This window comes from Plantactinospora sonchi, assembly GCF_036422035.1.
GTDB classification, from domain to species: Bacteria; Actinomycetota; Actinomycetes; order Mycobacteriales; family Micromonosporaceae; genus Plantactinospora; species Plantactinospora sonchi.
Map to the genome: position 1 here is coordinate 387870 of NZ_JAZGQK010000007.1, position 24851 is coordinate 412720.

Below are 24851 nucleotides of genomic sequence, written 5' to 3' on the forward strand. Positions count from 1 at the left end.
CGGTGCGAAATGGTGGGACGCTGTGGACGCACGCCAGCTGGAGTACTTCCTCGCGGTTGTCGACCACGGCGGGATCAGCCGGGCGGCCAAGGCGATGTACGTGGCCCAGCCGTCGCTGTCCCAGGCGATCCGGGCCCTGGAACGGGACCTGGGCAGTGAACTGTTCCACCGGATCGGTCGCCGGGTGGTGCTCACCGGAGCCGGCCGGGCGTTGATCGAGCCGGCCCGGCAGGTCGTTCGTGGACTCGAACTGGCCCGGGCGACCGTGGCATCGGTGCAGGATCTGCGGTCCGGTCGGGTGGAGATCGCCGCGATGCCGTCGGCCACCGTGGAGCCGCTGTCCACCGCGGTACGACGGTTCACCGCCCGCTATCCGGGAGTCTCGGTACGGATCCGGTCGGCGCCCCGGGCACACGCCGTACTGGAGATGGTCCGGACCGGGATCGCCGAGGTGGGCCTGCTGGCCAGCCGGGAGAGGCTCGCCACCGATCATCTGGCGACCCGGCCCGCCGGCCGGCACCGCCTGGTCCTGGTGACCCCGGCCGACGGGCCGTTCCCGCCCGAGCGTCCGGTCCGCTACGAGCAACTCGCCGGCCACCGGTTGATCGTCGGCGAGCCCGGAACCGGGATGCGTGACCTGGTGGAGGAGATCCGTTCCGCCGGTGTCGACATCGTCGTCGTGGTGGAGTCGGAGAACCGGGAGGCGTTCCTGCCGCTGGTGCTCGGCGGGGTGGGGCTCGCCGTGGTCGCCGACTCCTGGTCGCGGCTGGCCCGACGGTCCGGTGCCCTGGTGCTGGACCTGGAACCGGCCGCGTACCTGGAGGTCGCCTTCGTCACCCGACGGGCGCCGCTCACCCCGGCGGCCAGCGCCTTCCTGGCCTCCGCCTGTGTCGACACCGCCGAGCACCCGGACGAACGCCCGGACCAGTCAGGACCGGCGCTGCCGGCGGGTCGGGACGGCCGCGACCGGCCAGCAGGACAGGTACTGCCGGCGGGTCGGGACGGCCGGGACCGGTCGCCCAGGACGGCCGGGACAGACGTCGCTGGGCAGCAAAGATAGGCGCTGCCTATAACGGTTGTCGTGATCTCGTCTTGGACCGTCGACCGTCAGGGCTGGTGAAGTCACTGTTAGCTGCGTCACTGCGGCACCCGTCCCGGCACAGTGAACCGATGGAGGTTGTCGTGGCCATCACCAGCGACACCAGCGACACCGGCGGCACTCCGGCCAAGACCGATGTGGAGAAGGCGTTACTCGGCGGCAGCACCTACCGCAGCCTCGGGGAGCAGCGCCTCTCCCCGGCCGAGGAACGCTTCGAGCGCGGACGGCGGACGGTCGGGCTCTGGCTCGCCCCGCTGGTCTCGATCGTCTTCCTGGCACTGCCGCTCGACATGCCCGGCAACCAGCAGACCCTGGCCGGCATCCTGCTCGGTGTCATCGTGCTCTGGGTCACCGAGCCGGTGCCGATCCCGGTGGGTGGCCTGCTCGGGGTCGCCGCGATCGTCGTACTCGCGGTGGCACCGGCCGGTGAGGTGCTCGCGCCGTTCGGGTCGTCGACGGTCTTCACCTTCATCGGCGCCTTCATCCTGGCCCAGGCGATGCTCAAGCACGGCCTGGCCCGCCGGTTCGCGTTCCGGATGCTGTCGTTGCCCGGCGTCGGCAGGACCACCAGCCGGGTGATCATCACCTTCGGCCTGATCACCTGCGCGCTCTCCGCCTTCGTCTCCAACACCGCCACCGTGGCGATGCTGCTGCCGACCGCGCTCGGCATCCTCGCCGTGATCGCGAAGCTGATGCAGGAGCGGGGCATCGCCAGCGCCGACTTCGACCCCACCCGGCTGCGGGTCGGCGTCGCACTGATGCTGATGCTGGCGTACGGGGCCAGCGTCGGCGGCCTGCTGACCCCGGTCGGCACCCCGCCGAACCTGATCGGCCGGGACCTGATCGCCGAGGCGACCGGAGAACGCATCTCGTTCGCCGAGTGGATGGTCGTGGCGTTCCCGATCTGCGCGCTGATGTTCATCGCGCTCGCCACCGTGCTGCTGCTGCTCAACAAGCCGGAGATCCGGCAGATCGAGGGCGTCGCCGAGTACGTCGCCAGCGAGCGGGCCAAACTCGGGCCGCTGTCCCGGGCCGAACGCAACACCCTGATCGCGTTCACCGTGACCGTGGTGCTCTGGATCACCCCGGGTGTGGTCGCGTTGGTCTTCGGCAGCGACTCCACCCAGTACGACTGGATCAGCGCACGGCTCAACGAGGGGATCGTGGCGGTCCTCGGCGCCTCGCTGCTCTTCCTGCTCCCCACCAACTGGAGCGCCCGGGAGTACACCCTGAACTGGAGCGACGCGGCCCGGATCGACTGGGGCACGATCCTGCTCTTCGGCACCGGCATCATCTTCGGAGCGCTGCTCGAGGACAGCGGGCTGGCCAAGACGATCGGCGACGGCAGCGCCAACCTGCTCGGGCTGACCAGTGTCTTCGCGATCACCGCGTTCGCCGTACTGCTGGCGATCATCATCTCCGAGACGACCAGCAACACGGCATCCGCCGCGGTGGTCGTACCGATCATCATCCCGGTCGCCATCGCGGCCGACATCAACCCGTTCGTGCCCGCGCTGGCGGCGACCTTCGCGGCCTCGTTCGGCTTCATGCTCCCGGTCTCGACCCCACAGAACGCGGTCGTCTACGGCTCCGGCGTGGTACCGATCACCAAGATGATCCGTTCCGGATTCTCCTTCGACATCCTGGGTGCCATCCTGATCCTGCTGCTCCTGCCGCTGATGGTCGCCGTCGTCGGGCTGGGCGGCTGATGACGGCCACCAACGACGCGACGGGACCGGTCCGCGTGACGGCCATGTCCGACGCGACGAGGCCGGTCGGGTCGGCAGCCACAGCCGGCGCGACCGAACCGGTCGGATCGACGGCTCCCAGGGCGCGCCACCGGATCGCGGTGATTCCCGGGGACGGCATCGGGGCGGAGGTCGTGGCCGCCGCCCGGCAGGTGCTGGACGCGGTCGCCGACCGGCACCACATCGAGCTCGACTACACCGGTTACGACTGGTCCTGCCAGCGTTACCTCAGCCAGGGGTCGATGATGCCGGCCGACGGCCTGGACCGGCTGCGTGACGCGGACGCGATCCTGCTCGGCGCCGTCGGCTGGCCCGGCGTACCCGACCACGTCTCGCTCTGGGGACTGCTCATCCCGATCCGCCGCACCTTCCGGCAGTACGTCAACCTGCGCCCGATCCGGGTCTTCGAGGGTGTGACCAGCCCGGTACGTGGCGCCCGGCCCGGCGAGGTCGACCTGGTGGTGGTCCGGGAGAACGTCGAGGGGGAGTACAGCGAGATCGGCGGGCGGTTCGGCCGGGGCTTCCCGGAGGAGCAGGCCGTGCAGGAGGCGGTCTTCACCCGGGCCGGGGTCACCCGGATCGTCGACCACGCCTTCGCACTGGCCCGGACGCGGCGGTCGTACGTCACCTCGGCGACGAAGTCGAACGGGATCGTGCACACCATGCCGTTCTGGGACGAGATCGTCGCGGAGCGGGCGGCCGGCCATCCGGACGTACGGTGGGACGCCGAGCACATCGACGCCCTCGCCGCCAAACTGGTGCTCCAGCCGGAGCGGTTCGACGTGATCGTCGGTTCCAACCTGTTCGGCGACATCCTCAGTGACCTGGCGGCGGCGGTGGCCGGCAGCATCGGCATCGCCCCGTCGGCCAACCTGGACCCGACCGGTACCTTCCCGTCGATGTTCGAGCCGGTGCACGGCTCGGCACCGGACATCGCCGGCCAGGGGATCGCGAACCCGCTCGGCGCGGTCTGGTCGGCGGCGATGATGCTCGACCACCTGGGCCATCCGGGGGCCGCCGCGCAGATCGTCGCCGCGATCGAGGCCAGCCTCCTCGACCCGGCCACCCGCTCCCGGGATCTCGGCGGCACCGCCGACACCCGGGGGGTGACCGAGGCCCTCCTCAGCCACCTGTGAGAAGAGCCCCTTCCGGTCGTTTCTGGGGGGTGGAAGACGGCCCGGTCAGGGCTCGATCGCCCGACCGGTGGGTCAGCGGGGACGGTTCGGGTCGGTGACGTCGGCGACGGTGGCGGCCAGGGCCCGGACCGCCTCGTCGGCGTCCAGTACCGCCGCGACGCCGTGTGCGCCGGCGCCGAGGCTGATGCTCCGGCCACCGATGCGTTCGTCGGCGACGACCGGCCAGCCGGTGGTGGCGCCGAACGGGGTGATCGTCCCCCGCTCGTAGCCGGTCACCGCCTTCGCCTCGGTCGCGTCCGGCAGGGAGAGCCGGTTGACGCCGAGCAGCGCGCGCAGTTTCGGCCAGGAGATCACCCGGTCACCGGGGACGAGGACAAAAACGAAGTCGCCCTCGCCCCGGCGTACGACGATGGTCTTCACCACGTCCGGGACGGCGACGCCGATCGCCTCGGCAGCCTCGGCGAGACTGCGCACCGGCCCGTGCCGGACCACCCGGTGGGGGATCCCGGCCGAGGTCAGCGCATTCAGGGCGGCGGTACCGGACATGGCTGCACGGTACCGCGTCGGCCGGCCGGGCCGGTGGCGGGCGCCTGGACGTCCGAACATCAACCCGAGCGTCGCGGCCATTCACCGACGGCTGACCCCCGGGTTCGAAGTGTAGGCGCGCGGACGTCGGAACCGGCCCACCGGGCGGCCTGTCGTCCGGCCGTCCTGGGGAGTCGCGCCAGCGTCGACTCGGAACCTCGGGCCTCACCGTCGAGGTGAAATAAATCCGCAACTACCGCTGCGGCGCTGCCGTAACACATCGCTAACAGACTCAGCCTCCCAAGGGATCTTCGAAGGGGGCGGTATGAGTCAGCACGACCAGTCCACGGTCAGCCGGCGGGGCTTCCTGCGCGCGGTCGGAGCCAGCGGTGGCGCGGGCGCCATGCTCGCCACGATGGGCGCCCTCGGACTCGCCCCGGGCCCGGCCTCGGCGGCACCGCCGTTCCGGGCGCCGACCCGGGCCGACTTCTCCCTGAGCGGCCGCTCCTGCGCCCGGGTCGTGATCCTCGGCGGCGGTGTCGCCGGACTCGCCGTGGCGTACGAACTGGGCAAGGCCGGGTACGACTGCACCGTGCTGGAGGCGCGGGCCCGGGCCGGTGGACGGAACCTGACGATCCGGGGCGGTGACCGGGAGACCGACCTCGACGGACGTACCCAGCGGGCGGAGTTCTCCGACGGGATCTACCTGAACGCCGGGCCGGGCCGGATCGCACAGTGGATGGTCACCATGGACTACTGCCGGGAACTCGGGGTACCGCTCGAGGTCTTCACCAACGCCAACGCGGACGCCTGGATCTACAACGAGTCGGCCGGGATGACCGCGCCGGTCCGCTACCGCACTGCCAAGGCCGACGTCTACGGGTACATCTCCGAACTGCTGGCCAAGGCGACCGACCAGGGGGCGTTGGACGACCGGCTGACCGCGACCGACAAGGAGCGGCTGCTGTCGTTCCTGCAGAGTTACGGTGCGATCGGCGGCCGGACCAGCGGTTTCGCGTACACCGGTACCGGTCGGCGGGGTTATCTCAGCTATCCCGGTGCGGGCGACGAGGTCGGCGTACCGCTCGGTGCGCCTCCGCCGCTCGCCGACGTCTTCGCCAGCAACGTCGGCCGGTACTTCTCCTTCGAGCTCGGCTACGACCAGGCCATGCTGATGTTCCAGCCGGTCGGCGGGATGGACCAGATCTCGAAGGCGCTGGCCAGGGCGGTCGGCACGCGCCGGATCACGCTCGGCGCCGAGGTGACCGGGGTGACCGACCGGGGCGGCAGAGTCGAGGTGACGTACCGGCAGGACGGCCGGGACCGGAAGGTGACCGCCGACTACTGTGTCGCGACGCTGCCGCCGCACCTGATGGCCCGGGTGCCGCACAACCTCGGCGCCGACGTCACGTCGGCACTCGCCGACTTCCCGGTCACCACCGCAGGGAAGATCGGTCTGGAGTACCGGAGCCGCTGGTGGGAGCTGGACCAGCGGATCTACGGCGGGATCACCGAGACCGACCTGGATCTCGCGCACATCTGGTACCCGTCGTACGGGTTCCACGGTCGACGTGGCCTGATCGTCGGCTACTACAACACCGGGGCGAACGCCCGGGTGTACAGCGCGCTGACCCCGGCACAGCGGGAGGAGCGGGCGGTCACCCAGGGGGTGAAGATCCACGGCGCGAAGTACCGGACCGAACTGGCCACCTCGTACTCCCAGGCCTGGGACCGGACCCGCTACCTGGAGGGGGCCTGGACCTCTCCCCGGTACGGCACCGCCGGCTACGGTCGGCTGCTCCGGCCCGCCGGCCGGGTCTACTTCGCCGGTGACTGGCTGAGCCGTGAGGTGGCCTGGCAGCACGGGTCGTTCGTCTCGGCCCGAGCCGTGGTGACCGCGCTGCACGAACGGGTCATGACGAACTGAGGTGTTAGGAAGGGCCCCTTTTACCACCGGAAACGATAATAGGGGGCCCTTCCTTACAGCAGGGGGGCGACGTCGCCGGTGATCGGGACGGTGAGCACGGTGGGACCGTCCCCACCCAGCGCGGCACGGAACGCCGCCCGGAAGTCGTCGAGGGACTCCACCTGATGGGCGGTGCAGCCGTACCCGCGGGCGATGCTCGGGATGTCCAGGCCGGGCAGGTCCAGACCGGGCACCCCGGGCGTCTCCTCGAGCCGGGCGAACGCCTTCAGCACCCCGTACGCCTCGTTCACCGGTACCACGAAGACCACCGGCAGCCGCTGCTGGGCGGCGGTCCAGAGGGCCTGCGGCGAGTACTGGAACGAGCCGTCACCGATCACCGCCACCACCGGCCGGTGCTGGCCGGTGTCACGCTGGGCGAGCGCGATGCCCACCGCGGCGGGCATCGCGAAGCCGAGACCGCCGCTGGCCATCTTGAAGTAGGAGCCGGGTCGGGTGATCGGCAACTGCCGGTGCAGAGCGCTGAGGTTGGACGGGGTCTCCGGCACCAGTACGCCGTCGGCCGGCCACTCGGCGGCGAGGGTGGCGAACAGGGCTTCCGGGGCGAGTGGCCGGCCGGGTTCGACGGTCGGCGCGGCGGGCTTCGGCGGCGGCAGGGGCCGGTCCGCCGCCGGCAGTCGGGCGATCAGTCCGGCGCAGGCGAGCCCGACGTCGCCGACCAGGCTGTCCCCGACCGGTGCCCGGGCCGCCTCGTCCGGGTCGTCGGTGAGGTGCAGCAGCCGGGTGCCGGACGGGAGGTAGCCGTGCTCGCCGGGGACGTACGGGTAGTAGCGGAAGACCGGCGCGCCGACCACCAGGACAAGATCGTGTCCGACCAGCTTCTCGGCGAGCGGGCCGATCGCCGGGGGTAGCAGCCCCTGGAACTGGGGGTGGTCCTGTGGGAAGCCGACCCGGTCGGCGAACGGCGGTTGCCACACCGGCGCCCGGGTCCGCTCGGCCAGCGCGACCGCCTCGGCCCAGCCGCCGGCACGGTCGATCCCGGGGCCGACCACCAGCATCGGATTCCGGCAGTGTGCCAGTGACTCCGCGAATCGGTCGAGCATGGCGGGATCGGGCGCCGTCCGGGTGCTCACCTGGCGGGTCACCGGGACGCCGTCGGCCGGTTCGTCCCAGTCGTCGAGTGGCAGGGAGAGGTAGACCGGCCCGCAGGGCGGTTGTACGGCGGTGGCGTGGGCGCGCATGAACGCCTCCGGTATGTCCTGCGCGCGGAGTGGCTCGTGGCTCCATTTCACGTACGGTTCCGGCAACTGGGTCGGCCGCACATTCGTGAGCATCGGCTCGAACAAATTCATCGTGCGGGTCTGTTGTCCGGCGGTGACGATCATCGGTGTCCGGTTGTGCCAGGCGGTGACGAGGCTGCCCATTCCGTTTCCGGTACCCGGCGCGGTGTGCAGGTTGACGTGCACCGGCCGGCCGCTCACCTGCGCGTAGCCGTCCGCCATCGCCACCGCCGACGCCTCCTGCAGGGCCAGTACGTAGCTGAAGTCGGCGGGGAAGTTCTTCAGGAACGGCTCCTCGGTCGAACCGGGGTTGCCGAACAGCGTGGTGATGCCGAGGGACCGGAGCAGGTCGTACGTCGCTTCGTGCACCGTTGTCATCGACGTGTGCCTCCTGGGGTGCCTGTCCCACCGACCGACCTGGCGCACCGGTCGGCGGGCGTTGAGCCGCCCCGCTAACCGGGCTATTTCCGTCATACCGTACGCGTACATGATCATGCTGGTTTATCCAGTCGGCCGCCCGGCCTTCCGGCAACCGGCCCCGGCTCGGCGAAATCGCGGTCCTGGTCACTGTTTTGCCAGCTGAGAGGGGTTGGCAACGGAGGAGAGCGGCCAGTAATGTCGGCCCGTCTGGTCCGGCCGCTTGGTCGCCATCGGGTGACACCGGAGCAGACCCGCCGAGTCGTTCACACGAGCCGGGGACCCACAGTTATCTGGGGTGAATCCGCGAGCCATGGCCCGCGGTAGGGCGGCCTTCCCGCCCGAATCCGTCAGCTAACCCGGTAGGCGGCGCAGGAAGGAGTACGTGTACGTGCCGCACCACCTGGGCCGTGGCCCATCCCCCCAGTTTCCGTACCGCACCGCGTCCCGACCCCGGGTCCGCGTGTCCGCCCGGGCCCACCCGGTACGGGCCGTAGTGCCGACTCCGGGCCTCGGTGGTTCCTGACCCGAGAGCGCGTCGACGCGAGTGGCCCCCGTAGGCGGTAGGCCCGGCCAGACGACCGGGAACCGGAACTGAACGGGCCCGTCGGGCGCCGGTCGACCTCGGCTCATCCGCACCAGTGTCATTTCCTGGTGTTCTCGTGAGTGGCTGAGTCGTCGGCGATTTCACTCGTGTCTGTGGTGGACCATGTCCGGTCTGAGCAGAGATAAATAATTTCCGCGCCGTCCGCGCGGCATAGCGTCGCATTCTCGAACAGCGGACGGAAACGTCGTACCGACAATCATCGCCGAATGATTGACGATACGCATTTCCCCCCGGAGGGTAATTGTGAAGCACGCGATCAACCAGCGACTCCGAAGTGCCGTGACCGGTCGACGTAACCGGTTCGCGCTCGCCTCGGCGGCGATCCTCGCCGCCGCCGCGACCAGCGGCGTCGTACTGGCGACCGAGGGATCCGGGGCGCCGACCAGCGCCTCCACCGTCGCTGTCGCGGAACTCGGCCAGGCGGTCGCGGACGGCGGCCAGGCCGGCGGAGCGGCCCAGGCGATCACGCCCGCCACCACGGACCCGACGACGGCCCCGGGCACCGCCGACGCGGCGCCCCAGACGACGTCGGCGACCGGCGACGCGAGCCCGACCGCGGCCAAGAAGAAGGACGAGCCGCCGGCGGCGCCGGCGGCGAAGACGCTGGACTACAACTTCCAGGCTCAGACGACCTACTACTACTGTGGCCCGGCGGCGACCCGGATCGCGCTGACCGCCCGCGACATGGGGTTGAGCCAGGACGACGTGGCGAACCGGCTGGGCACCACGACCAGCGGCACGAACTCCGCCGAGGACACCACCCGGGTCCTGAACAGCGTCACCAGGACCGACTTCTACCGGACCACCGCGATCCCCGGCCAGTCCGCGTCCCCGGCCCAGATGGACAAGCTGCAGGCCGACGTCGTGCACGCGGTCAGCAACGGGTACGCGGTGGTGGCGAACATCGCCGGTTCGGCCGTCGACACCGCCGGTGTCGGGCACAGCTACCCGGGCGGTCACTACCTGACGGTGGTCGGTTACCGCGACAACGGTCGTACTGTCAAGATCGCTGACCCGGCCATCCCCGGCTCGGACAGCACCTACTGGATGACCACCATCGACCTGGCGAACTGGATCGCCACTCGGGGTTACTCCGCCTGACGCCCGGCCCACCGACACCCCACCCGCCGGCGTGGCATCCCTCCCCGCCGCCGGCGCCACCCCGCCCGACGGACCTCCGTCGGGCGGGGTGGTCGGGTTTGCGGGCAAGCCACCCCGACCCGGCGCCCCGGTCGCGCCGGCGGGTCGGCACGGCCGGTCGGTTGACGGCTACGCCGTCGTCGCGCCGAAGCTGAACTCGCCGTACTCGGCGACCGGGGTGAAGCCGAGCCGCCGGTAGAGGGCGATCGCGGCCTCGTTGTCCGCCCTGACGTTCAGGGTCACCCAACGCACCGTGCTGAGCAGCCGTCGGCAGAGCGCGGCCACCGCCGACGTGGCCAGCCCCTGCCCCCGGGCGGCCGGATGGGTGGTCACGTTCCCCAGCGCGCTCACCCGGTACACCGGGGACCAGACGTGCACCCCGGCCACCGCCAGCAGCTCACCGTCGCGCCGGATGCCGACGTACTGCCCGGTCTGGACCATCCGCTCGTCGAACCAGTTGCCCGGGTAGGCGGCCCGGTAGAGCGCCGCCATCTGCGGCAGGTCGGCGACGGTGAGCAGTTCACCGGCCGGGGCGACCCGGTCCAGCCGCTCCGGGTCGGTGAGCGCCATCTTCAGGTGCGCCCCGTGCGCCCGCGACACGAAGTGCTCACCCAGCACCGTCTCCCCGCCCGGCGACAGGTGGGCGTAGAAGGTCCGGGGCAGCAGCGGGACCAGCGCGGTCAGCAGCTCGGCCAGGTCCGCCGGAGAGCGGTCCAGTGCCAGCAACGTGGGCTGGCCGCCACCGTGGTACAGCAGCGCCACCTGCTCACCCCACCGGTACCAGCTGGTGTACGGCCAGTAGAAGTCGTCGAGATCGCCGAGCTCGTACGCGTGCAAATGGGGGTCGCGGCCCAGCAGGGCGGCGAGCTCGTCCCGGTCATGGCTGGTCCGGATGATCGTCACGGGCCAGATCATGGCACGGGCGCCGCCGGTGTCCGGCGACGCCCGTGTGCTGCCTGCTGCCGGTCTACGACCGGTTCATGAACTTCTCGTACTCCGCGACGACCTCGTCGGTCGGGCCGTCCGCCCGGATCACCCCGGACTCCAGCCAGATGGACCGCTCGCAGGTGTCCCGGATCGAGGCGATCGCGTGGCTCACCAGGAACACCGTGCCGGCCTCGGCGCGCAGCTCCCGGACCCGCTGCTCGCTGCGGCGCCGGAACCGGGCGTCACCGGTGGCGAGCGCCTCGTCGATCAGCAGGACGTCGTGCTTCTTCGCCGCCGCGATGGAGAAGCGCAGTCGGGCCGACATGCCGGAGGAGTACGTCCGCATCGGCAGCGAGCTGAAGTCGCCCCGGTCGTTGATCCCGGAGAACCGGATGATCTCGGGGGTGTACTGGCGTACCTGCGCCGGGGACATCCCCATCGCCAGACAGCCGAGCGCGACGTTGCGTTCCCCGGAGAGGTCGTTCATCAGCGCCGCGTTCACGCCGAGCAGCGACGGCTGTCCCTGGGCGTAGATCGCGCCCCGGGTGGCCGGCAGCAGCCCGGCGATCGCCCGCAGCAGGGTCGACTTGCCGGAGCCGTTGCTGCCGAGCAGGCCGATCGCCTCACCCCGGTACGCGGTGAAGCTGACCCCCTTGACCGCGTGCACCTCGCGGACCGTCGGCGCCTTGGCGCCGATCAGCAGTCGCCGCAGCGCGGCGACCGGGCTGTTGGTGCCGGCGGCGGCGCCCTTGTGCACCCGGTAGACGATGTGCACGTCGTCGACGATCACGGTGGGGATCCGGGACCCGTCGACCGCGGTGGTCGCCGAGGCACTCATGCCGGTGGTGATCAGGTCAGCCACGTCCGTACTCCTTCTCACCACGCCAGAAGTAGACGAACCCGAGGACGCCGGCCAGCACCGCCCAGCCCAGGCCGAGCAGCCAGGACTGGGTCGCCGAGGCGGTCACCGGGGACGACTCCATCAGCGCGTGCCGCATCAACTCGATGTAGACCAGCAGGGGGTTCAGGTGCACCAGTTCGGCGGCCCAGCCCGGCAGGTGCTTCTCGAAGTTGTCGACGCTGTAGAGCACGCCGGAGGCGTACATCCAGGTCCGCATCACGAACGGGACGACCTGCTTCAGGTCGCTCGCCTTCGAGCCGAGTCGGGCCAGGGCCATCGCCAGCCCGGCGTTGAAGATCGCCTGGAGCAGGATCGCCGGGATGATCAGCAGCCACTCGACGGTCAGCGGCTCGCCGTCGACCAGCACGATGCCGGCCAGCACCACGATCGAGGCGAGCAGGTGCTGGAACTGGGTCAGGGTGACCGCGATCGGCAGGCTGGCCCGGGGGAAGTGCAGGGCCCGGATCAGCCCCAGGTTGCCGCTGATCGCCTGGACCCCGCCGCTCACCACCGACTGGGTGAAGGTGAAGACGAAGAGCCCGGTGCAGAGGTAGGCGATGAAGTTGGTGATGCCGTCCTGGGTGTTCAGGATGACACCGAAGATCAGGTAGTAGACCGCGGCGTTGGTCAGCGGGGTCAGCACCTGCCACAGCCGGCCGAGCCGGGCGTTGCTGAACGAGGCCGCCAGCTTGGCGTTGGCGTACGCCGAGATGAAGTGCCGGTAGGACCAGAGCTGCCGGATGTAGGCGCCGAGGGAGGGTCTCGCGCCTGCGGCGGAGAGACCGTACCGGGCGGCGAGCTGGGCGCCGGTCAGTCCTGAATCGGGGTCGGCTACCGCCGTGGTGGCCATAGCAAGGCGCTCCGATCTGTTCGGGCTTCAAGATGCGCGCGACCCGACGACCGCGTGGCCGGGGGAAAGCCGTGGCACGTCGGTCGGTCATCGCTCCGTGGCAACGTAGTCCATCGTACGTCGGGACGCAACCGTACCGTCGCCGCGCTATATTGGCCCACGTGGCGACCGACAACCGGCGTGCTCCAGCGGGAGCGGCGGTGCTCCGAGGAGACATCACCGACGCCATCCGCCGCGCGGTCATGCGGGAACTCGCCGCGGTCGGCTACGGGCGGATGTCGATCGAAGCCGTCGCGCGTCGGGCAGGGGTCGGCAAGACCGCGATCTATCGACGGTGGAGCTCGAAGCTGGAGATGGTGCTGGAGATCGTCTCCCGGGTCGCGGGGCAGAGCCTACCGTTACCGGACACCGGCACCCTACGCGGAGACCTCGAAATCCTGCTGCGGATCGTGGCCCGCGCCCTCAGACACCCGCTGGCCTCGCAGATCATTCCGGACCTGCTCGCCGAGGCGGCCCGCAACCCGCAGATCGGGGCGACCCTGCAGGAGTCGCTCAGGGTGAACCAACGGGACGTCGGCGCCCTGTTGATCGGTCGGGCGGTCGACCGGGGCGAGTTGCCGCCCGGCACCGATCCGGAGACGGCGATCGACCTGATCGTCGGCCCGCTCTACTGGCGGCTCGCCGTCGCCCGTACCCCCCTCCCGGACGGGCACCTGCCGCGGATGGCCGCGAGCGTCGCGGCGGCGCTCGGCGCGGATGCGTCCGGTGGTCCCGCGTCCGGTGGTCCCGCGCCCGACACGGACAGCCCGGTCGCCTCGGACAGCGCGGTCGGTTCCGGGCGCGGCGCGGACCTCCCCGCCGTGTCCGTACCCGCCGTGCCCGCACCCGGCCCGGTCCGGGCCGTGCCCGTCGACGAGACCGTCGACGTCGTCCTGCCGCGCTGACCCGTCCCACCCGGCTGTCACCCGCGGTCCGTACCGCTCCCGTCGCCGGTCAGTCGACCGGCGCACGCTCTCCGCCGGCTCCGGTCCGCGTTCCGGACGGATCCGCCGGATCCGCCGTCGCCGCCGTGGTCAGCCAGGTCACCTGTACGTCCGGCGGTGGTCACCTTCCCAGCACCGCTTGTTCGGCCAAGACGCACCCGCTGTCAACCTGGCGCGGCTAGCGTCGCATCCCCAACGCGACCCCCTCAGCAACGGAGGAATGCCCATGGCCGGGCCGAACGCAGACCTGATTCCGCCTGCCAGACCAGTCATCGGAGACGCCGAGATCGAGGCCGCCGTACGGGTGCTCCGCAGCGGCCGGGTGGTGCAGGGTCCGGAGGTGGCGGCGTTCGAGGAGGAGTTCTCCGAGCTGGTGGCCGGTCGGCACTGTGTCGCGGTCAACTCGGGCACCTCGGCTCTGCAGCTGACCCTCATGGCGCTCGGGATCGGCCCCGGCGACGAGGTGGTGGTGCCCTCCTTCTCCTTCGCGGCGAGCGCCAACGCGGTGCGTCTGGTCGGTGCCGAGCCGGTCTTCGCCGACATCGAGCCCGACAGCTTCAACCTCGACCCGGACGCGGTGGCCGCGGCCATCACCTCGCGTACCGCGGCGATCATGCCGGTGCACCTCTACGGTCACCCGGCCGCGATGGACCGGCTGATGCCGATCGCCGAGCAGCACGGCCTCGCCGTCGTCGAGGACGCCTGCCAGGCACACGGCGCCGCCCTGGGCGGCCAGCCGGTCGGTGCGTTCGGCGCCGCCGGCTGCTTCAGCTTCTATCCCACGAAGAACATGCACGCCCTGGAGGGCGGCATGGTCAGCACCGCGGACCCGGCACTCGCCCGCACCCTGCGGCTGCTGCGCAACCAGGGCATGGAGCAGCGGTACGCCAACGAGATCGTCGGGGCCAACATGCGGATGACCGACGTGGCGGCGGCGATCGGCCGGGTGCAGCTGCGCCAGTTGCCGGAGTGGACCGAGCAGCGGCGGGCGAACGCGAAGTTCCTGGACGCCCGGCTCACCGGTGTGGTCACCCCGCCGGTCGCGGACGCGGCGCGGCACGTCTACCACCAGTACACGGTCCGGGTCTCCGAGGACCGGGACGCGGTCCAGCAGGAGCTGCTTGACCGAGGGGTGGGCAGCGCGGTGTACTACCCGACCCCGATCCACCGGCTCAAGCCGTACCTGGGCGAGGACGGCCGGCCGGGCCCCTGGGAGCTGCCGGAGACCGAGCGGGCCGCCCGCGAGGTGCTGTCGCTGCCGATCCACCCGTCGCTGACCCAGGCGGAGCTGGAGCGGATCGCGGTGGCCGTCAACGCGGTGGCGGTGGCCCGATGAGCGGCCAGGCACCCCGGCTGCGCGCCGGACTGATCGGCCTCGGCGCCATGGGACGCAACCACGCCCGGGTGCTGTCGAACCTCGACGGCGTCGAGCTGGTCGGCGTGGTCGACCCGGCCGGCGACTCCACCGGCGCCCTGCGGGTCCCGGTGCTGAACACGGTCGCCGAGCTGCTCGCGCTCAAGCCGGACTACGCGGTGGTGGCCTGCCCGACCGCCCTGCACGAGCAGGTCGGCCTGGAGCTGGCGGCGGCCGGGGTCGGTGCGCTGATCGAGAAGCCGCTCGCCCAGTCCGTCGAGGCGGCGACCCGGCTGGTGCACGCGTTCGAGACGGCCGGTGTGGTCGCCGGCGTCGGTCACATCGAGCGGTACAACCCGGCATTGCAGAGCCTGCGGGCCCGGCTGGAGGCGGGCGAGCTCGGCGACGTCTACCAGGTGGTGACCCGGCGGCAGGGCCCGTACCCGCACCGGATCGCCGACGTCGGTGTGGTGATGGACCTCGCCACCCACGACATCGACCTGACCGCCTGGGTCACCGGGCAGCGGTACACCTCGGTGTCGGCCCGGACGGTCTCCCGCAGCGGACGACTGCACGAGGACATGGTGGCGGCGGTCGGCCAACTCGCCGACGGCACGATGGTCAACCACCTGGTGAACTGGTTGAGCCCGCTGAAGGAGCGCTCCACGGTGATCACCGGAGCCCGGGGCTGCTTCGTCGCGGACACCCTCACCGCCGACCTCACCTTCTACGCCAACGGGGCGATCGACACCGAGTGGGAGGCGTTGCGCGCGTTCCGTGGGGTGGCCGAGGGCGACATGGTCCGGTACGCCATCCCGAAGCGTGAGCCGCTGCTGGTCGAGCACGAGCGGTTCCGTGACGCGGTGGAGGGCAAGGAGAGCGACATCGTGACCCTGCGCCAGGCGCTGCGGACCGTGGAGGTCTCCGCCGCGGTGCTCCGTTCGGCCGAGGACGGCAGCACGGTAGCGCTGGACAGGGTGGGCGAGCCGGCCCTGACGGCCTGACCGCTACCGGTCGGACAGCACGACGGACCTCCGGCCCGGCCGCGGACATCGCGGTCGGGCCGGAGGTCCTTGACGTATCCCGAGAACCGTGGGCCGGCTCGGCCGACGCCGGAAAACAACCCGGCCGGGGCCGGCTCGGCCGACACCGGAAACGGCCTGGCCGGGGCTGGCTCGGCACCAGCTCCGGCCAGGCCGGGGGAGAACGTCACCCGGGCCGGTGCCCGGGCGTCGACGGATTCAGCCGGTCCGGCCGTCGAGCCACCGCTCCAGCGTCTCCACGACCCGCTCGGCGGCGCGTCCGTCCCCGAACGGCGTACCGGTCGGGGTCGCGGGGGCCGGCCGGGTCGCGGTGTCGACCCAGGTCTGCGTACCGAGCGTCGCGGGGTCTGGTACGAGCCGGTTCCAGTCGCCGTCGAGGGTCTCCAGCCACTCCGTCTCGGAACGCAGCGTGGTGCAGGGACGGCCCAGCAGGTAGGCCTCCTTCTGCAGGCCGCCCGAGTCGGTCACCACCCCGACCGAACCGAGGACCGCGGCGACCATGGCGGCGTAGCCGACCGGGCGGCCCACGTGCAGCGCCCCCTGGGCGAGCTTCAACCCCTGCGCCTCCGCCCGGGCCACCAGCCGGGGATGGGCGAGCAGCGCGACCGGGACCGGCAGACCGGCGAGCGCCTCGACGAGCGACGCCAGCCGGGCCGGGTCGTCGGTGTTCTCCGCGCGGTGCAGCGTGGCGAGCAGGTACGGCTGCTCCGGGTCGATGCCGTCCGGCAGTTCGGGCCGGGGATGTCCACCGGCCAGCACCCGGTCGCGGACCTGGAGGCAGACGTCGACCATCACGTCGCCGGTGACCACGGTCCGGTCGGCGAGTCCCTCGTTCGTTAGGTGCCGCAGGGCCTCACCGGTGGGTGCCAGCAGCAGGTCGGCGGCGTGGTCGGTGAGCACCCGGTTGTGCTCCTCCGGCATCCGCCGGTTGAACGAGCGCAGCCCGGCCTCCAGGTGCGCCACCCGGAAGTGCTGCTTCACCGCCGACACGGCACCGGCGAGCGTCGAGTTGGTGTCGCCGTACACCAGCACCCAGTCGGGCTGCTCCTCGGCCAGCACCGGGTCCATCGCGGCGAGGATGCGCCCGGTCTGTACGCCGTGACTGCCGGAGCCGATGCCGAGGTGCACGTCCGGGTCGGGGATGCCGAGCCCGGAGAAGAACACGTCCGACAGGTCGGCGTCGTAGTGCTGCCCGGTGTGCACGATGACGTGTCGGTGCCCGGTCCGGCCGAACGCCGCCGCGATCGGCGCGAGTTTGACCAGTTGAGGACGGGCGCCGACGACGCTGATTACCTTCACTGACTGTCTCCCGGCATGTTGGTGACCCTCGTGGGCGGGGTTCGCGGCAGGAACGACGGAGCCGTGACGGCTCACTCGAATCAAGTTCCTGGCGGCAACACAATACGTCATCGTCGGTCTGGTGTGCCTATTCCGAGAATCGTCGTACGCTGGGCCGGCGTCAACCTTCCCACCAGGTACGACGCATTCTCGCCGGACAGGGCCGCCGCTGTTCCGGTGCCCTGGTCAGGGCGTGGCTCGTCGAGGAACGGAAGTAGAACAGTAGAAAAACAATCGACGAAATGCCGCAGAATTGTCGGGCAGGTGGTTTGGGTGGTTCTGTGGTCGCCGTAAACTCGCCGGGTCTTTGGGGAGTTGCCCTATGGGAGAGGCAGAGACGGAAATCATGGACGTGAACGGTGCTGCCGCCGCGCGGCGCACTCGGGGCCGGGTCGTCATGCTCGTCGACAACGGCGTGAAGGGCGACTCCCGGGTGCAGAAGTCCGCCCGATCGGCCGCCGAGGCCGGTTGGGAGGTGATCCTGCTCGGTCGGCAGACCGGTCCGGGCGAGACCTCCTGGCGGCTGGGGGATGCCGAGGTGCGGCTGCTGTCCGTCCCGACCGACGTGGGCGACCCCGCGTACGTCCGTCGTCGTTCGCCCCGCCGCCCGCTCGCCTACCCGGCCGGCGGCCGGTACGTGAACTACCGGCTGGACACCATGAAGGCCTGGCGGGCCGACATCGTGGCCCGGATGGCCCGCCTGCGCACCGGACAGGCCGGCGGCCCGGCCCGACTGCTGGAGCAGGCCCGGATCCTGGCGAACCGGGTCGGGCTGGCCATCGTCTGGCGCTGGGTCCGGTTCCGGGCCCGGGAGACCCGGCTGCTGCGCGACGGGCGGCGGGACCCGGACGCCTGGACCAACCGGCTGCCGGTCGTGTTCTGGAAGGCGCTGCTGGGCAACCGCTCCTGGCGGCGCCTCGACCCCGCGCTCTGGCAGTGGGAACTCGGCTTCGGCCGGGTCATCGACGAGCTGGAACCAGACCTGATCCACGCCCACGACTTCAAGATGATCGGTGTCGGCGCCCGGGCCGCCGCCCGGGCCCGGCGGGACGGCCGGCCGGTCAAGTTCGTCTGGGACGCCCACGAGTACGTGCCGGGGCTCCGGCCGCTGACCGCGAGGTGGCTCGCCGGGCAGGTCACGCACGAGCGGGAGTACGCCCAGCACGCCGACGCGGTGGTGACCGTCTCCACCGCCCTCGCCGAGCTGCTCCGGGACGCGCACAAGCTGCCCGAGCTGCCGACCGTGGTGATGAACGCCCCGGTGATGACGCCGGGCGAGGAGGAGAGCGGCGCACCGGTCCCGGACCTGCGCACGCTGTGCGGGATCGGCCCGGAGACCCCGCTGCTGGCGTACTCCGGTGGCATCAACCCGGTCCGCGGCGTCGACCTTGTCGTCGAGGCGCTGACCAGCCTGCCGGACGTGCACCTCGCGATGCTGTCGCTGCACCCGACCGCCCACAACAAGGGGGCCGAGGAACTGCGGCTGCGCGCCGTTGAACTCGGGGTCGCCGACCGGATCCACCTGCTGCCGTACGTGCCGCACTGGCAGGTGTCGCGGGTGCTGGCGAGCGCGGACGCGGCGGTGAGCCCGCTGCACCACCTGCTCAACCACGAGATCGCGCTGAGCAACAAGTTCTTCGAGTACTCGCACGCCCGGCTGCCGCTGGTGGTCAGCGACGTCCGGACGATGTCCGAGGTGGTGCGCTCCACCGGGCAGGGCGAGGTGTTCCGGGCACAGGACCTGACCGACTTCCTCCGGGCGGTGAAGCTGGTGCTGGCCGAGTCGGAGAAGTACCGTGCCGCGTACGACCGGCCGGGACTGCTCGCCGAGTGGAGCTGGGAGGCCCAGGCCGAGATCCTCGACCGGCTGTACGCCCGGCTGCTGCCGCACGCGCCGGGCCGGGAACTGGCGGAGGCCCCGGTGAACGGGCTCCGGCCCGATCCGGCGTTGTCGGCCAGCCCACGGTGAGCACCGGGCCCGGACCGGCGCCGGCGCCCCCGAACCGGGATCTGGCAATCGTGACCCCCTGGTATCCGACCAGGGAGCTGCCGTTCGCCGGTGCCTTCGTCCGGGCCATGGTGGCGGCCACCGCGACCGTCTGGGACCGGGCCACGGTCTACCACGTCGACGCCTGGGGCGCGCCCGTCGGCCGGCGGCAGTACGCCGCCATCGAACGGGCGCACCGGGAGTTGCTGGCCCACGGCGGGGTTCCGGAGACCGGCACCGTCGCCGACGCCCGGCTGCGTTACGTGCCGGTGCCGGTACGCGCCGGCACCACCTTCGCCGCGCGGGCGAACCAGCACGCCGAGTCGCTCCGGACCGCGCTCGGCGGGGCGCCGATCGACGCCCCGGTCGTGCACGCCCACGTCGGCCTGCGCGGCGGCTGGACCGCCCTGCGCAACGCCCGGCCGGACGCCCGGGTCTTCGTCACCGAACACGCGACGTTCCTGCCCGCCGTGCTCGCCGAGCCCGATTCCCGGGCGATGTACCGCGAGGTGCTCCGCCGGGCCGCCGGCTTCTTCACCGTCGGCGAGGTGCTGCGATCCGTCCTGGTCGAGGCGTTTCCGGAGTACGCCGACCGGATCAGCCCGATACCGAACCCGGTGCCGTTCGGTGCGGTCCGGGCCCGGCCGGTCACCGAACCGCGCCGTTGGCTCTTCGTCGGCACCCTCGACGAGCGCAAGGGGGTGGATCTGCTGCTGGAGGCGTTCGCCCGGTGCCGGGCGGACGATCCGTGGCTCACCCTGACCTTCGTCGGCGAGGGACGGCGGCGGCCGGCGCTGGCGGCCCGGGCCGACACCCTGGGCGTCGCCGACGCGGTCACCTTCACCGGCTCGGTGCCGCCGGACCGGGCACTGGAGCTGATCCGTGAGCACGACCTGCTGGTCCACCCGAGCCGGCTGGAGACGTTCGGGATGACCGTGGTGGAGGCGGTCGCCGCCGGTACGCCGGTGCTGGTGACCCGCTGCGGCGGCCCCGAGGAGACGCTGGCCGGGATCGTGGACGCCGCCGGCGCGCTGGTCGACGTCGACGACGATCCGGACACCATCGTCGCCGGCTACCGGCGGCTGCGGGACAGGTTCCCGGCCGGGCTCGACCTGGCGCACGCCCGTACGGTGCTCGCCGCCCGGTACGGCTACCAGGCCGTCGCCGAGGCCCACCGGACGGCGTGGTTCGGCGACGTCGACCCGGCCGCGCCGGCCTCGCGGGCCGGTCGAGCCGGGCCCGCCGAGCCGGCCGGGGCCGGTACGGAGCGCGGGGGCGGGACCGCGTCCCGTCCGCTGAACGGTCGGGGAGCCTGACATGACACGACGGGTGTTGTTCCTGGCGCTCGGCGGCAACCGGCCCCGGGGCGTGGCGGCGGAGTCCGCCGAGGTGGTCGCCGCCGGTGGGCGGGCGGTTGTCCTGGTCGACCACCTGGGACCCTGGCACGGACCACGCCTCGACCCGGCCGTGGAGGTGGTCGAACTGTCCCGGTTGGAGTCTGCCCGGCGCTCGACGCGGCTCGTCCGGGCGATGCTGTACGGGCTGCCGCACGGACTGTTCACCGTGATCGCCCAGGGTCCGCTGCGGCAGCCGGCCCGTCGTGCCCGGGAGCGTTACGACACCCGGTTCGCCGACCGGGTCCACCGTCGGTTCGTGCTGCCCCGGTACCGGCCGGGATGGGGCGCCGAGATCCCTTCCGGACTCCGACGTCACCTGCCGGACGCGGACGGGCTCGACCTGATCGTCGTCGCCGACGCGGTGTCGCTGCCGTACGGGCTGGGCCTGTTGACGGCGTACCGGGCGGCCGGGGTGGCCGAGCCGGCGCTGACCTTCGGCCTCGAGTACGCCGTACCGTCGGGACGGCTCCGGTGAGCGGGCGGGCAGCGGCGACCACGTCGGCCGGTACCGACCCGACCGGCGCCGGGGTTCGCCGCCCACGCGTGCTCTACCTGTCCTTCTACTTCCCGCCGTCACGGGCCAGCGGGGTGTACCGGGCCCGGGCCACCGCGAACCACCTCGCGGCCCGGGGCTGGGACGTGACCGCCTGCGCCGCTCCGCTGGACTTCCTGCGCGACGTGCTGGGCTCGCTCGACACCGAACTCGCCTCCACGGTGGACCCGACGGTCCGGGTCGAGCGGCCGGCCCTGCACCGGTTCGCCTGGGAACGGGACCTCCGCCGGTACGGCCGGTTCCGCCGGACCTTTCCCCGGGCCGCGCAGAAGCTATACCAGCTGAGCCAACGACTGGGTTTTCCGGAGCACTACGCGTCCTGGGGGCTGGCCGCGGTGGCCCGGGGGCTCCGGGCGCACCGTCGGCGGCGCTTCGACGTCGTCCTGGCCACCGGCAACCCGTTCGCCTCGTTCGGCGCGGCCTGGCTGTTCCACCGGCTGACCGGGGTGCCGTACGTGCTGGACTACCGGGATTCCTGGACCCTCGACCTGTTCACCAACCGTCCGGCGTTCCCGGCCGGCCATCCGGCCTGGCGCTGGGAGCGACGGGTGCTGTCCCGGGCGTCCGGGATCGTGTTCGTCAACGAGGCGCTGCGGGACTGGCACGCCGAGCGCTATCCGGCCGCCGCCGACCGGATGCTGGTGGTCCCGAACGGCTGGGACCCCGATCTCGCCCCGGTCAGCACACCCCCGGGCCCGGCCTCCGAGACCACCGGCAGCCGAACCGGCGTACCCGTGGGGCCCACCGCCGTGGTCGGGGCACCGGCGGACGACTCCGGGCAGCCGGGGGAGCCGGGCGGGCGGACCGGGCCGCGGTTCGGCTACCTGGGGACGGTCACCCGGGTCCAGCCGCTGGAGGAACTGGTCGCCGCGTTCCGGCTGGCCCGCGAACACGGCGACCTCGCCGACGCGGAACTGCGGATCCACGGCCACCTCGGCTTCTCGAAGACCAGCCCCACCGAGCTGACCGCACGGCTCGGACTCACCGGGGGGACCGGGATCCGCTACCTCGGCCCGGTGACCAAGACCGAGGTCCACCGGGTCTACGCGGAGAGCGACGTCCTGGTCTTCCTGGCCGGCGGTTCCCGGTACGTCACCTCGGGCAAGATCTTCGAATACATGGCGAGTGGCCGGCCGATCGTCTCGGTGCACGCCCCCGGCATCGCGGCCGAGGAGGTGCTCGCCGAGTATCCCTTGTGGTTCACCGCCCGGAGCCTGGATCCGGCCGAGGTGGCCCGTTCGATGGTGGCGGCCGCCAAGGCGGCCCGGGACCTCGACCCGGAGCAGCGGTCGGCGGCGGCACGGCACGCCGACCGGTACGCCCGGGACCTCATGCTGGCGCCGCTGGAGGCCCGGCTCCGCGCCCTGACCCCCGTTGCCGGGCCGTCGGCGTCGGCGACCGGAGAGGACGGTCGGCATGGCCGGTGAGACCACGGGCGACGGACGGCCGGTGCTGCTCCTGGCCCTCGGGCCGCGGCTGCCGGAACGGGTGGTCGAGTACGCCGACCAGCTCGCCGACCAGCGGCGGGACGTGGTCCTGGTGGTGGTCGACGACCAGCGCCGGCCCGGCCCGGGTGTTGACTCCCGGGTGCGGGTCCGGCCGCTGCTGCCGTCCGGGCGCGGTGGCCCGTTGGCCAGCCTGGAGCGGGCCCTCGGCGGTCCGCCCGACGGTGGCCGGCGCTCGCCGCTGCACCGTGTCGCCGCCCTGGGTTACGGACAGTTCCGGGCCTGGCTGCTGGCCCGGTACGCGCTCCGGACCCTGCCGTGGCACGAGTTCGGGCCACCGGCCGCGATCGTCGCCGGGGACCTGGACTCGGTGACTCTCGGCGCCCGGCTGGCCCGCCGGCATCCGGCGGTGATCGCGACGACGGCACTGGACCCGGAGCTGTTGACCGGGCGGTGAACCGATCGGCGAAAACCGAATCGAGCGAACGGGTACGCCGGTCCTGCCTTGCCGTACACTCGCCGGGGTTTTCGCGCGAGGCGCCCCTCCAGGAGAGGCAGCGACACAGATCATGGACGTAGTCCGGCCGGCCGGACCGGCGGTCAGCGGTGGACCCGCGGGGGCAACCGCGTGAGTACCCCGGACGTCAGCGTGGTGGTGGCGGTGCACAACACCATGCCCTATCTCACCAGGTGCCTGAACTCGCTGGTGCGGCAGAGCATCGGTCGGCACCGGATGGAGATCATCGCGGTGGACGACGGGTCCACCGACGCCAGCGGCCGGGAACTGGACCGGTTCGCCCGGCTGTACCCGGAGACCGTCAGGGTGGTCCACCAGCCGCACTCCGGCGGCCCGGGCGCCCCGAGCAACCGTGGCCTGGAACGGGCCCGTGGCCGGTACGTCTTTTTTGTCGGAGCCGACGACCACCTGGGTCGGGAGGCGCTGGAACGACTGGTCACCGCGGCCGACGCGTACGGCTCGGACGTGGTGCTCGGCCGGGTGGTGGGCATCGGCGGCCGGAGCATCGACCAGAGCGTCTTCGCCGGCAACGAGGTCCAGATCGGACTCTTCGACTCGGCGCTGCCCTGGTCGCTGTCGAACACCAAACTGTTCCGGCGCACCCTCGTCGAGCGTTACCACCTGCGCTTTCCCGAGGACCTGCCGGTCGCCAGCGACCAGCCCTTCACGCTGGAGGCGTGCCTGCGGGCGGGACGGATCTCGGTACTGGCGGACTACGAGTTCTACTACGCGGTCCGCCGGGTGGGCGCCGGCAACCTCACCTACCGGGTCGGCCACCTGGACCGGCTGCGCAGCATCGAGCGGATCGTCAACTTCGTGGCCGGGCTGATCGAGCCCGGCAAGGAACGCGACGCCGTACTGCTGCGGCACTTCAGCTGGGAGATCGCCCGGCTCCTCGAGGACGACTTCCTCGAACTCGACCGGTCGGTGCAGGAGGAGGTGGTGGACGGGATCCGGACCCTGGCGGAGCAGTACCTCACCGACCACGTCCGGGCCCAGCTGGAGATCGAGGCGCGGCTGCGGATCTCCACCGCCCAGCGCGGCACCGTCGAGGACGTGCTCGCGGTGATCCGGCAGGACGCCGAACACGGCGTACCGCCCACCATCATCGACGGAACCCGCTGGTACGCCGGCTACCCCGGCTTCCGCGACCCCCGGCTCGACATGCCGGACGAGTGGTTCGACGTCTCCGAGACCGCGCCGGACTGGCTCGCCCGGCTGGAGGCGATCGTCGCCACCTGGGACACCTGTCCGGACGGTGAACGGGCGTTGACGATCATCGCCCGGACCCCCCGACGGGACCTGATCCCGCTCACCTCCGGCCCGATCGGGCTGACCGCCGGCGACATCACCGGAACGACACTGGAGACGAACCGGGACAAGGGCGGCACCACCCTGCGGGCCCGGTTCCGGGTGGGTCTCCTCCTCGAAGGCGTCCCGGCCGGTGGCCGCCTGCACGCCGTACGTTCCCAGTTGACCGCTTTCGGCGCGATCGGGTCGGCGCCGCTGCGGGCCCCGATCCGTCCGCCGGTGTCCCGGCTGATGGTCCGGCAGGGCACCCGGTTCTTCCTGATCACCCCGACGGTGAGCCACCGGGGGCAGTTCGTCATCGCGATTACACCTGTTACACCCCGACGCGTCATTCAGAAGCTACGGCGGCGGCGACCGTAGGCAGCAGAG

19 protein-coding genes, 1 pseudogene and 1 riboswitch are annotated in these 24851 nt (G+C 71.9%); of the genes and pseudogenes, 14 read left to right on the plus strand and 6 right to left on the minus strand.

Annotation, left to right across the window (positions count from 1 at the left end):
- The first annotated feature begins 22 nt into the window (after positions 1-22).
- The 3 genes from V1633_RS10895 to V1633_RS10905 all read left to right on the plus strand — a co-directional run bounded on the left by V1633_RS10895 (position 23) and on the right by V1633_RS10905 (position 3983).
- Positions 23-1060: a LysR family transcriptional regulator gene (locus V1633_RS10895; RefSeq protein WP_331214108.1), complete on the plus strand. Its 1038-nt coding sequence runs from the start codon at positions 23-25 to the stop codon at positions 1058-1060.
- A 110-nt stretch (positions 1061-1170) separates the two neighbouring features.
- Positions 1171-2808 (plus strand): SLC13 family permease, encoded by a 1638-nt coding sequence (locus V1633_RS10900; RefSeq protein WP_331214109.1) that lies wholly within the window; start codon positions 1171-1173, stop codon positions 2806-2808.
- A gap of 134 nt (positions 2809-2942) precedes the next feature.
- Positions 2943-3983 carry a tartrate dehydrogenase gene (locus V1633_RS10905; protein ID WP_331214208.1) on the plus strand — a complete coding sequence of 347 codons (1041 nt, stop codon included), beginning with the start codon at positions 2943-2945 and terminating at the stop codon, positions 3981-3983.
- A gap of 72 nt (positions 3984-4055) precedes the next feature.
- Here V1633_RS10905 and V1633_RS10910 read toward each other — a convergent pair whose 3' ends face one another.
- Positions 4056-4529, minus strand: a complete 474-nt coding sequence (locus tag V1633_RS10910; RefSeq protein ID WP_331214110.1) for an aminoacyl-tRNA deacylase — start codon at positions 4527-4529, stop codon at positions 4056-4058.
- Positions 4530-4833: 304 nt separating this feature from the next.
- Here V1633_RS10910 and V1633_RS10915 point away from each other — a divergent pair, with 304 nt between their 5' ends.
- Positions 4834-6435: a flavin monoamine oxidase family protein gene (locus tag V1633_RS10915; protein ID WP_331214111.1), complete on the plus strand. Its 1602-nt coding sequence runs from the start codon at positions 4834-4836 to the stop codon at positions 6433-6435.
- Positions 6436-6488: 53 nt separating this feature from the next.
- Here the strand turns inward: V1633_RS10915 and mdlC are convergent, their stop codons facing one another.
- On the minus strand, positions 6489-8090 hold the full coding sequence (gene mdlC / locus V1633_RS10920; protein WP_331214112.1) for a benzoylformate decarboxylase: 1602 nt from the start codon (positions 8088-8090) through the stop codon (positions 6489-6491).
- A gap of 284 nt (positions 8091-8374) precedes the next feature.
- A riboswitch (cyclic di-AMP (ydaO/yuaA leader) is annotated at positions 8375-8513 on the plus strand.
- A 466-nt stretch (positions 8514-8979) separates the two neighbouring features.
- On the opposite strand from mdlC, the gene V1633_RS10925 reads away from it, so the two are divergent.
- Positions 8980-9837 (plus strand): C39 family peptidase, encoded by an 858-nt coding sequence (locus V1633_RS10925; RefSeq protein ID WP_331214113.1) that lies wholly within the window; start codon positions 8980-8982, stop codon positions 9835-9837.
- A gap of 168 nt (positions 9838-10005) precedes the next feature.
- On the opposite strand, the gene V1633_RS10930 is transcribed toward V1633_RS10925, so the two are convergent.
- From V1633_RS10930 to V1633_RS10940, 3 genes are all read right to left on the minus strand, one after another.
- Positions 10006-10779, minus strand: a complete 774-nt coding sequence (locus V1633_RS10930; RefSeq protein WP_331214114.1) for a GNAT family N-acetyltransferase — start codon at positions 10777-10779, stop codon at positions 10006-10008.
- Between the two features lie 64 nt (positions 10780-10843).
- Entirely contained in the window at positions 10844-11641 is a 798-nt protein-coding gene (locus tag V1633_RS10935; protein WP_331214209.1) for an ABC transporter ATP-binding protein, read from the minus strand.
- Positions 11642-11657: 16 nt separating this feature from the next.
- A complete protein-coding gene (locus tag V1633_RS10940) occupies positions 11658-12554 on the minus strand; it encodes an ABC transporter permease (RefSeq protein ID WP_331214115.1) in 897 nt (298 codons plus the stop codon).
- A gap of 161 nt (positions 12555-12715) precedes the next feature.
- Between V1633_RS10940 and V1633_RS10945 the strand changes: the two are divergent.
- The 3 genes and pseudogenes from V1633_RS10945 to V1633_RS10955 form a co-directional block, all read left to right on the plus strand.
- Positions 12716-13309: pseudogene (locus V1633_RS10945) on the plus strand (TetR/AcrR family transcriptional regulator); the annotation flags it as partial.
- 454 nt (positions 13310-13763) lie between these two features.
- Positions 13764-14873 carry a DegT/DnrJ/EryC1/StrS family aminotransferase gene (locus V1633_RS10950; protein ID WP_331214116.1) on the plus strand — a complete coding sequence of 370 codons (1110 nt, stop codon included), beginning with the start codon at positions 13764-13766 and terminating at the stop codon, positions 14871-14873.
- Positions 14870-15895 carry a Gfo/Idh/MocA family protein gene (locus tag V1633_RS10955; protein WP_331214117.1) on the plus strand — a complete coding sequence of 342 codons (1026 nt, stop codon included), beginning with the start codon at positions 14870-14872 and terminating at the stop codon, positions 15893-15895. Before V1633_RS10950 ends, V1633_RS10955 begins: the two co-directional genes overlap by 4 nt.
- A 237-nt stretch (positions 15896-16132) precedes the next feature.
- Here V1633_RS10955 and wecB read toward each other — a convergent pair whose 3' ends face one another.
- A complete protein-coding gene (gene wecB / locus V1633_RS10960) occupies positions 16133-17233 on the minus strand; it encodes a non-hydrolyzing UDP-N-acetylglucosamine 2-epimerase (protein WP_331214118.1) in 1101 nt (366 codons plus the stop codon).
- A gap of 385 nt (positions 17234-17618) precedes the next feature.
- On the opposite strand from wecB, the gene V1633_RS10965 reads away from it, so the two are divergent.
- From V1633_RS10965 to V1633_RS10990, 6 genes are all read left to right on the plus strand, one after another.
- Positions 17619-19241, plus strand: a complete 1623-nt coding sequence (locus V1633_RS10965) for a glycosyltransferase family 4 protein (protein WP_407951998.1) — start codon at positions 17619-17621, stop codon at positions 19239-19241.
- Positions 19242-19291: 50 nt separating this feature from the next.
- Positions 19292-20575 carry a glycosyltransferase family 4 protein gene (locus V1633_RS10970; protein WP_331214120.1) on the plus strand — a complete coding sequence of 428 codons (1284 nt, stop codon included), beginning with the start codon at positions 19292-19294 and terminating at the stop codon, positions 20573-20575.
- Position 20576: 1 nt separating this feature from the next.
- Positions 20577-21131, plus strand: a complete 555-nt coding sequence (locus tag V1633_RS10975) for a hypothetical protein (protein WP_331214121.1) — start codon at positions 20577-20579, stop codon at positions 21129-21131.
- Between the two features lie 68 nt (positions 21132-21199).
- Entirely contained in the window at positions 21200-22636 is a 1437-nt protein-coding gene (locus V1633_RS10980) for a glycosyltransferase (RefSeq protein ID WP_331214210.1), read from the plus strand.
- A complete protein-coding gene (locus V1633_RS10985; protein WP_331214122.1) occupies positions 22626-23111 on the plus strand; it encodes a hypothetical protein in 486 nt (161 codons plus the stop codon). The genes V1633_RS10980 and V1633_RS10985 overlap by 11 nt, the downstream gene beginning before the upstream one ends.
- A gap of 171 nt (positions 23112-23282) precedes the next feature.
- A complete protein-coding gene (locus tag V1633_RS10990; RefSeq protein WP_331214123.1) occupies positions 23283-24842 on the plus strand; it encodes a glycosyltransferase family 2 protein in 1560 nt (519 codons plus the stop codon).
- Positions 24843-24851 lie beyond the last annotated feature (9 nt).

Coding starts and splice junctions, on each gene's coding strand:
- V1633_RS10900 (WP_331214109.1), top strand. CDS start 1,171: ATGGAGGTTGTCGTGGCCATCACCAGCGACACCAGCGACACCGGCGGC.
- V1633_RS10910 (WP_331214110.1), bottom strand. CDS start 4,529: ATGTCCGGTACCGCCGCCCTGAATGCGCTGACCTCGGCCGGGATCCCC.
- V1633_RS10915 (WP_331214111.1), top strand. CDS start 4,834: ATGAGTCAGCACGACCAGTCCACGGTCAGCCGGCGGGGCTTCCTGCGC.
- mdlC (WP_331214112.1), bottom strand. CDS start 8,090: ATGACAACGGTGCACGAAGCGACGTACGACCTGCTCCGGTCCCTCGGC.
- V1633_RS10935 (WP_331214209.1), bottom strand. CDS start 11,641: ATGAGTGCCTCGGCGACCACCGCGGTCGACGGGTCCCGGATCCCCACC.
- V1633_RS10940 (WP_331214115.1), bottom strand. CDS start 12,554: ATGGCCACCACGGCGGTAGCCGACCCCGATTCAGGACTGACCGGCGCC.
- V1633_RS10950 (WP_331214116.1), top strand. CDS start 13,764: ATGGCCGGGCCGAACGCAGACCTGATTCCGCCTGCCAGACCAGTCATC.
- V1633_RS10955 (WP_331214117.1), top strand. CDS start 14,870: ATGAGCGGCCAGGCACCCCGGCTGCGCGCCGGACTGATCGGCCTCGGC.
- V1633_RS10965 (WP_407951998.1), top strand. CDS start 17,619: ATGGACGTGAACGGTGCTGCCGCCGCGCGGCGCACTCGGGGCCGGGTC.
- V1633_RS10975 (WP_331214121.1), top strand. CDS start 20,577: ATGACACGACGGGTGTTGTTCCTGGCGCTCGGCGGCAACCGGCCCCGG.
- V1633_RS10985 (WP_331214122.1), top strand. CDS start 22,626: ATGGCCGGTGAGACCACGGGCGACGGACGGCCGGTGCTGCTCCTGGCC.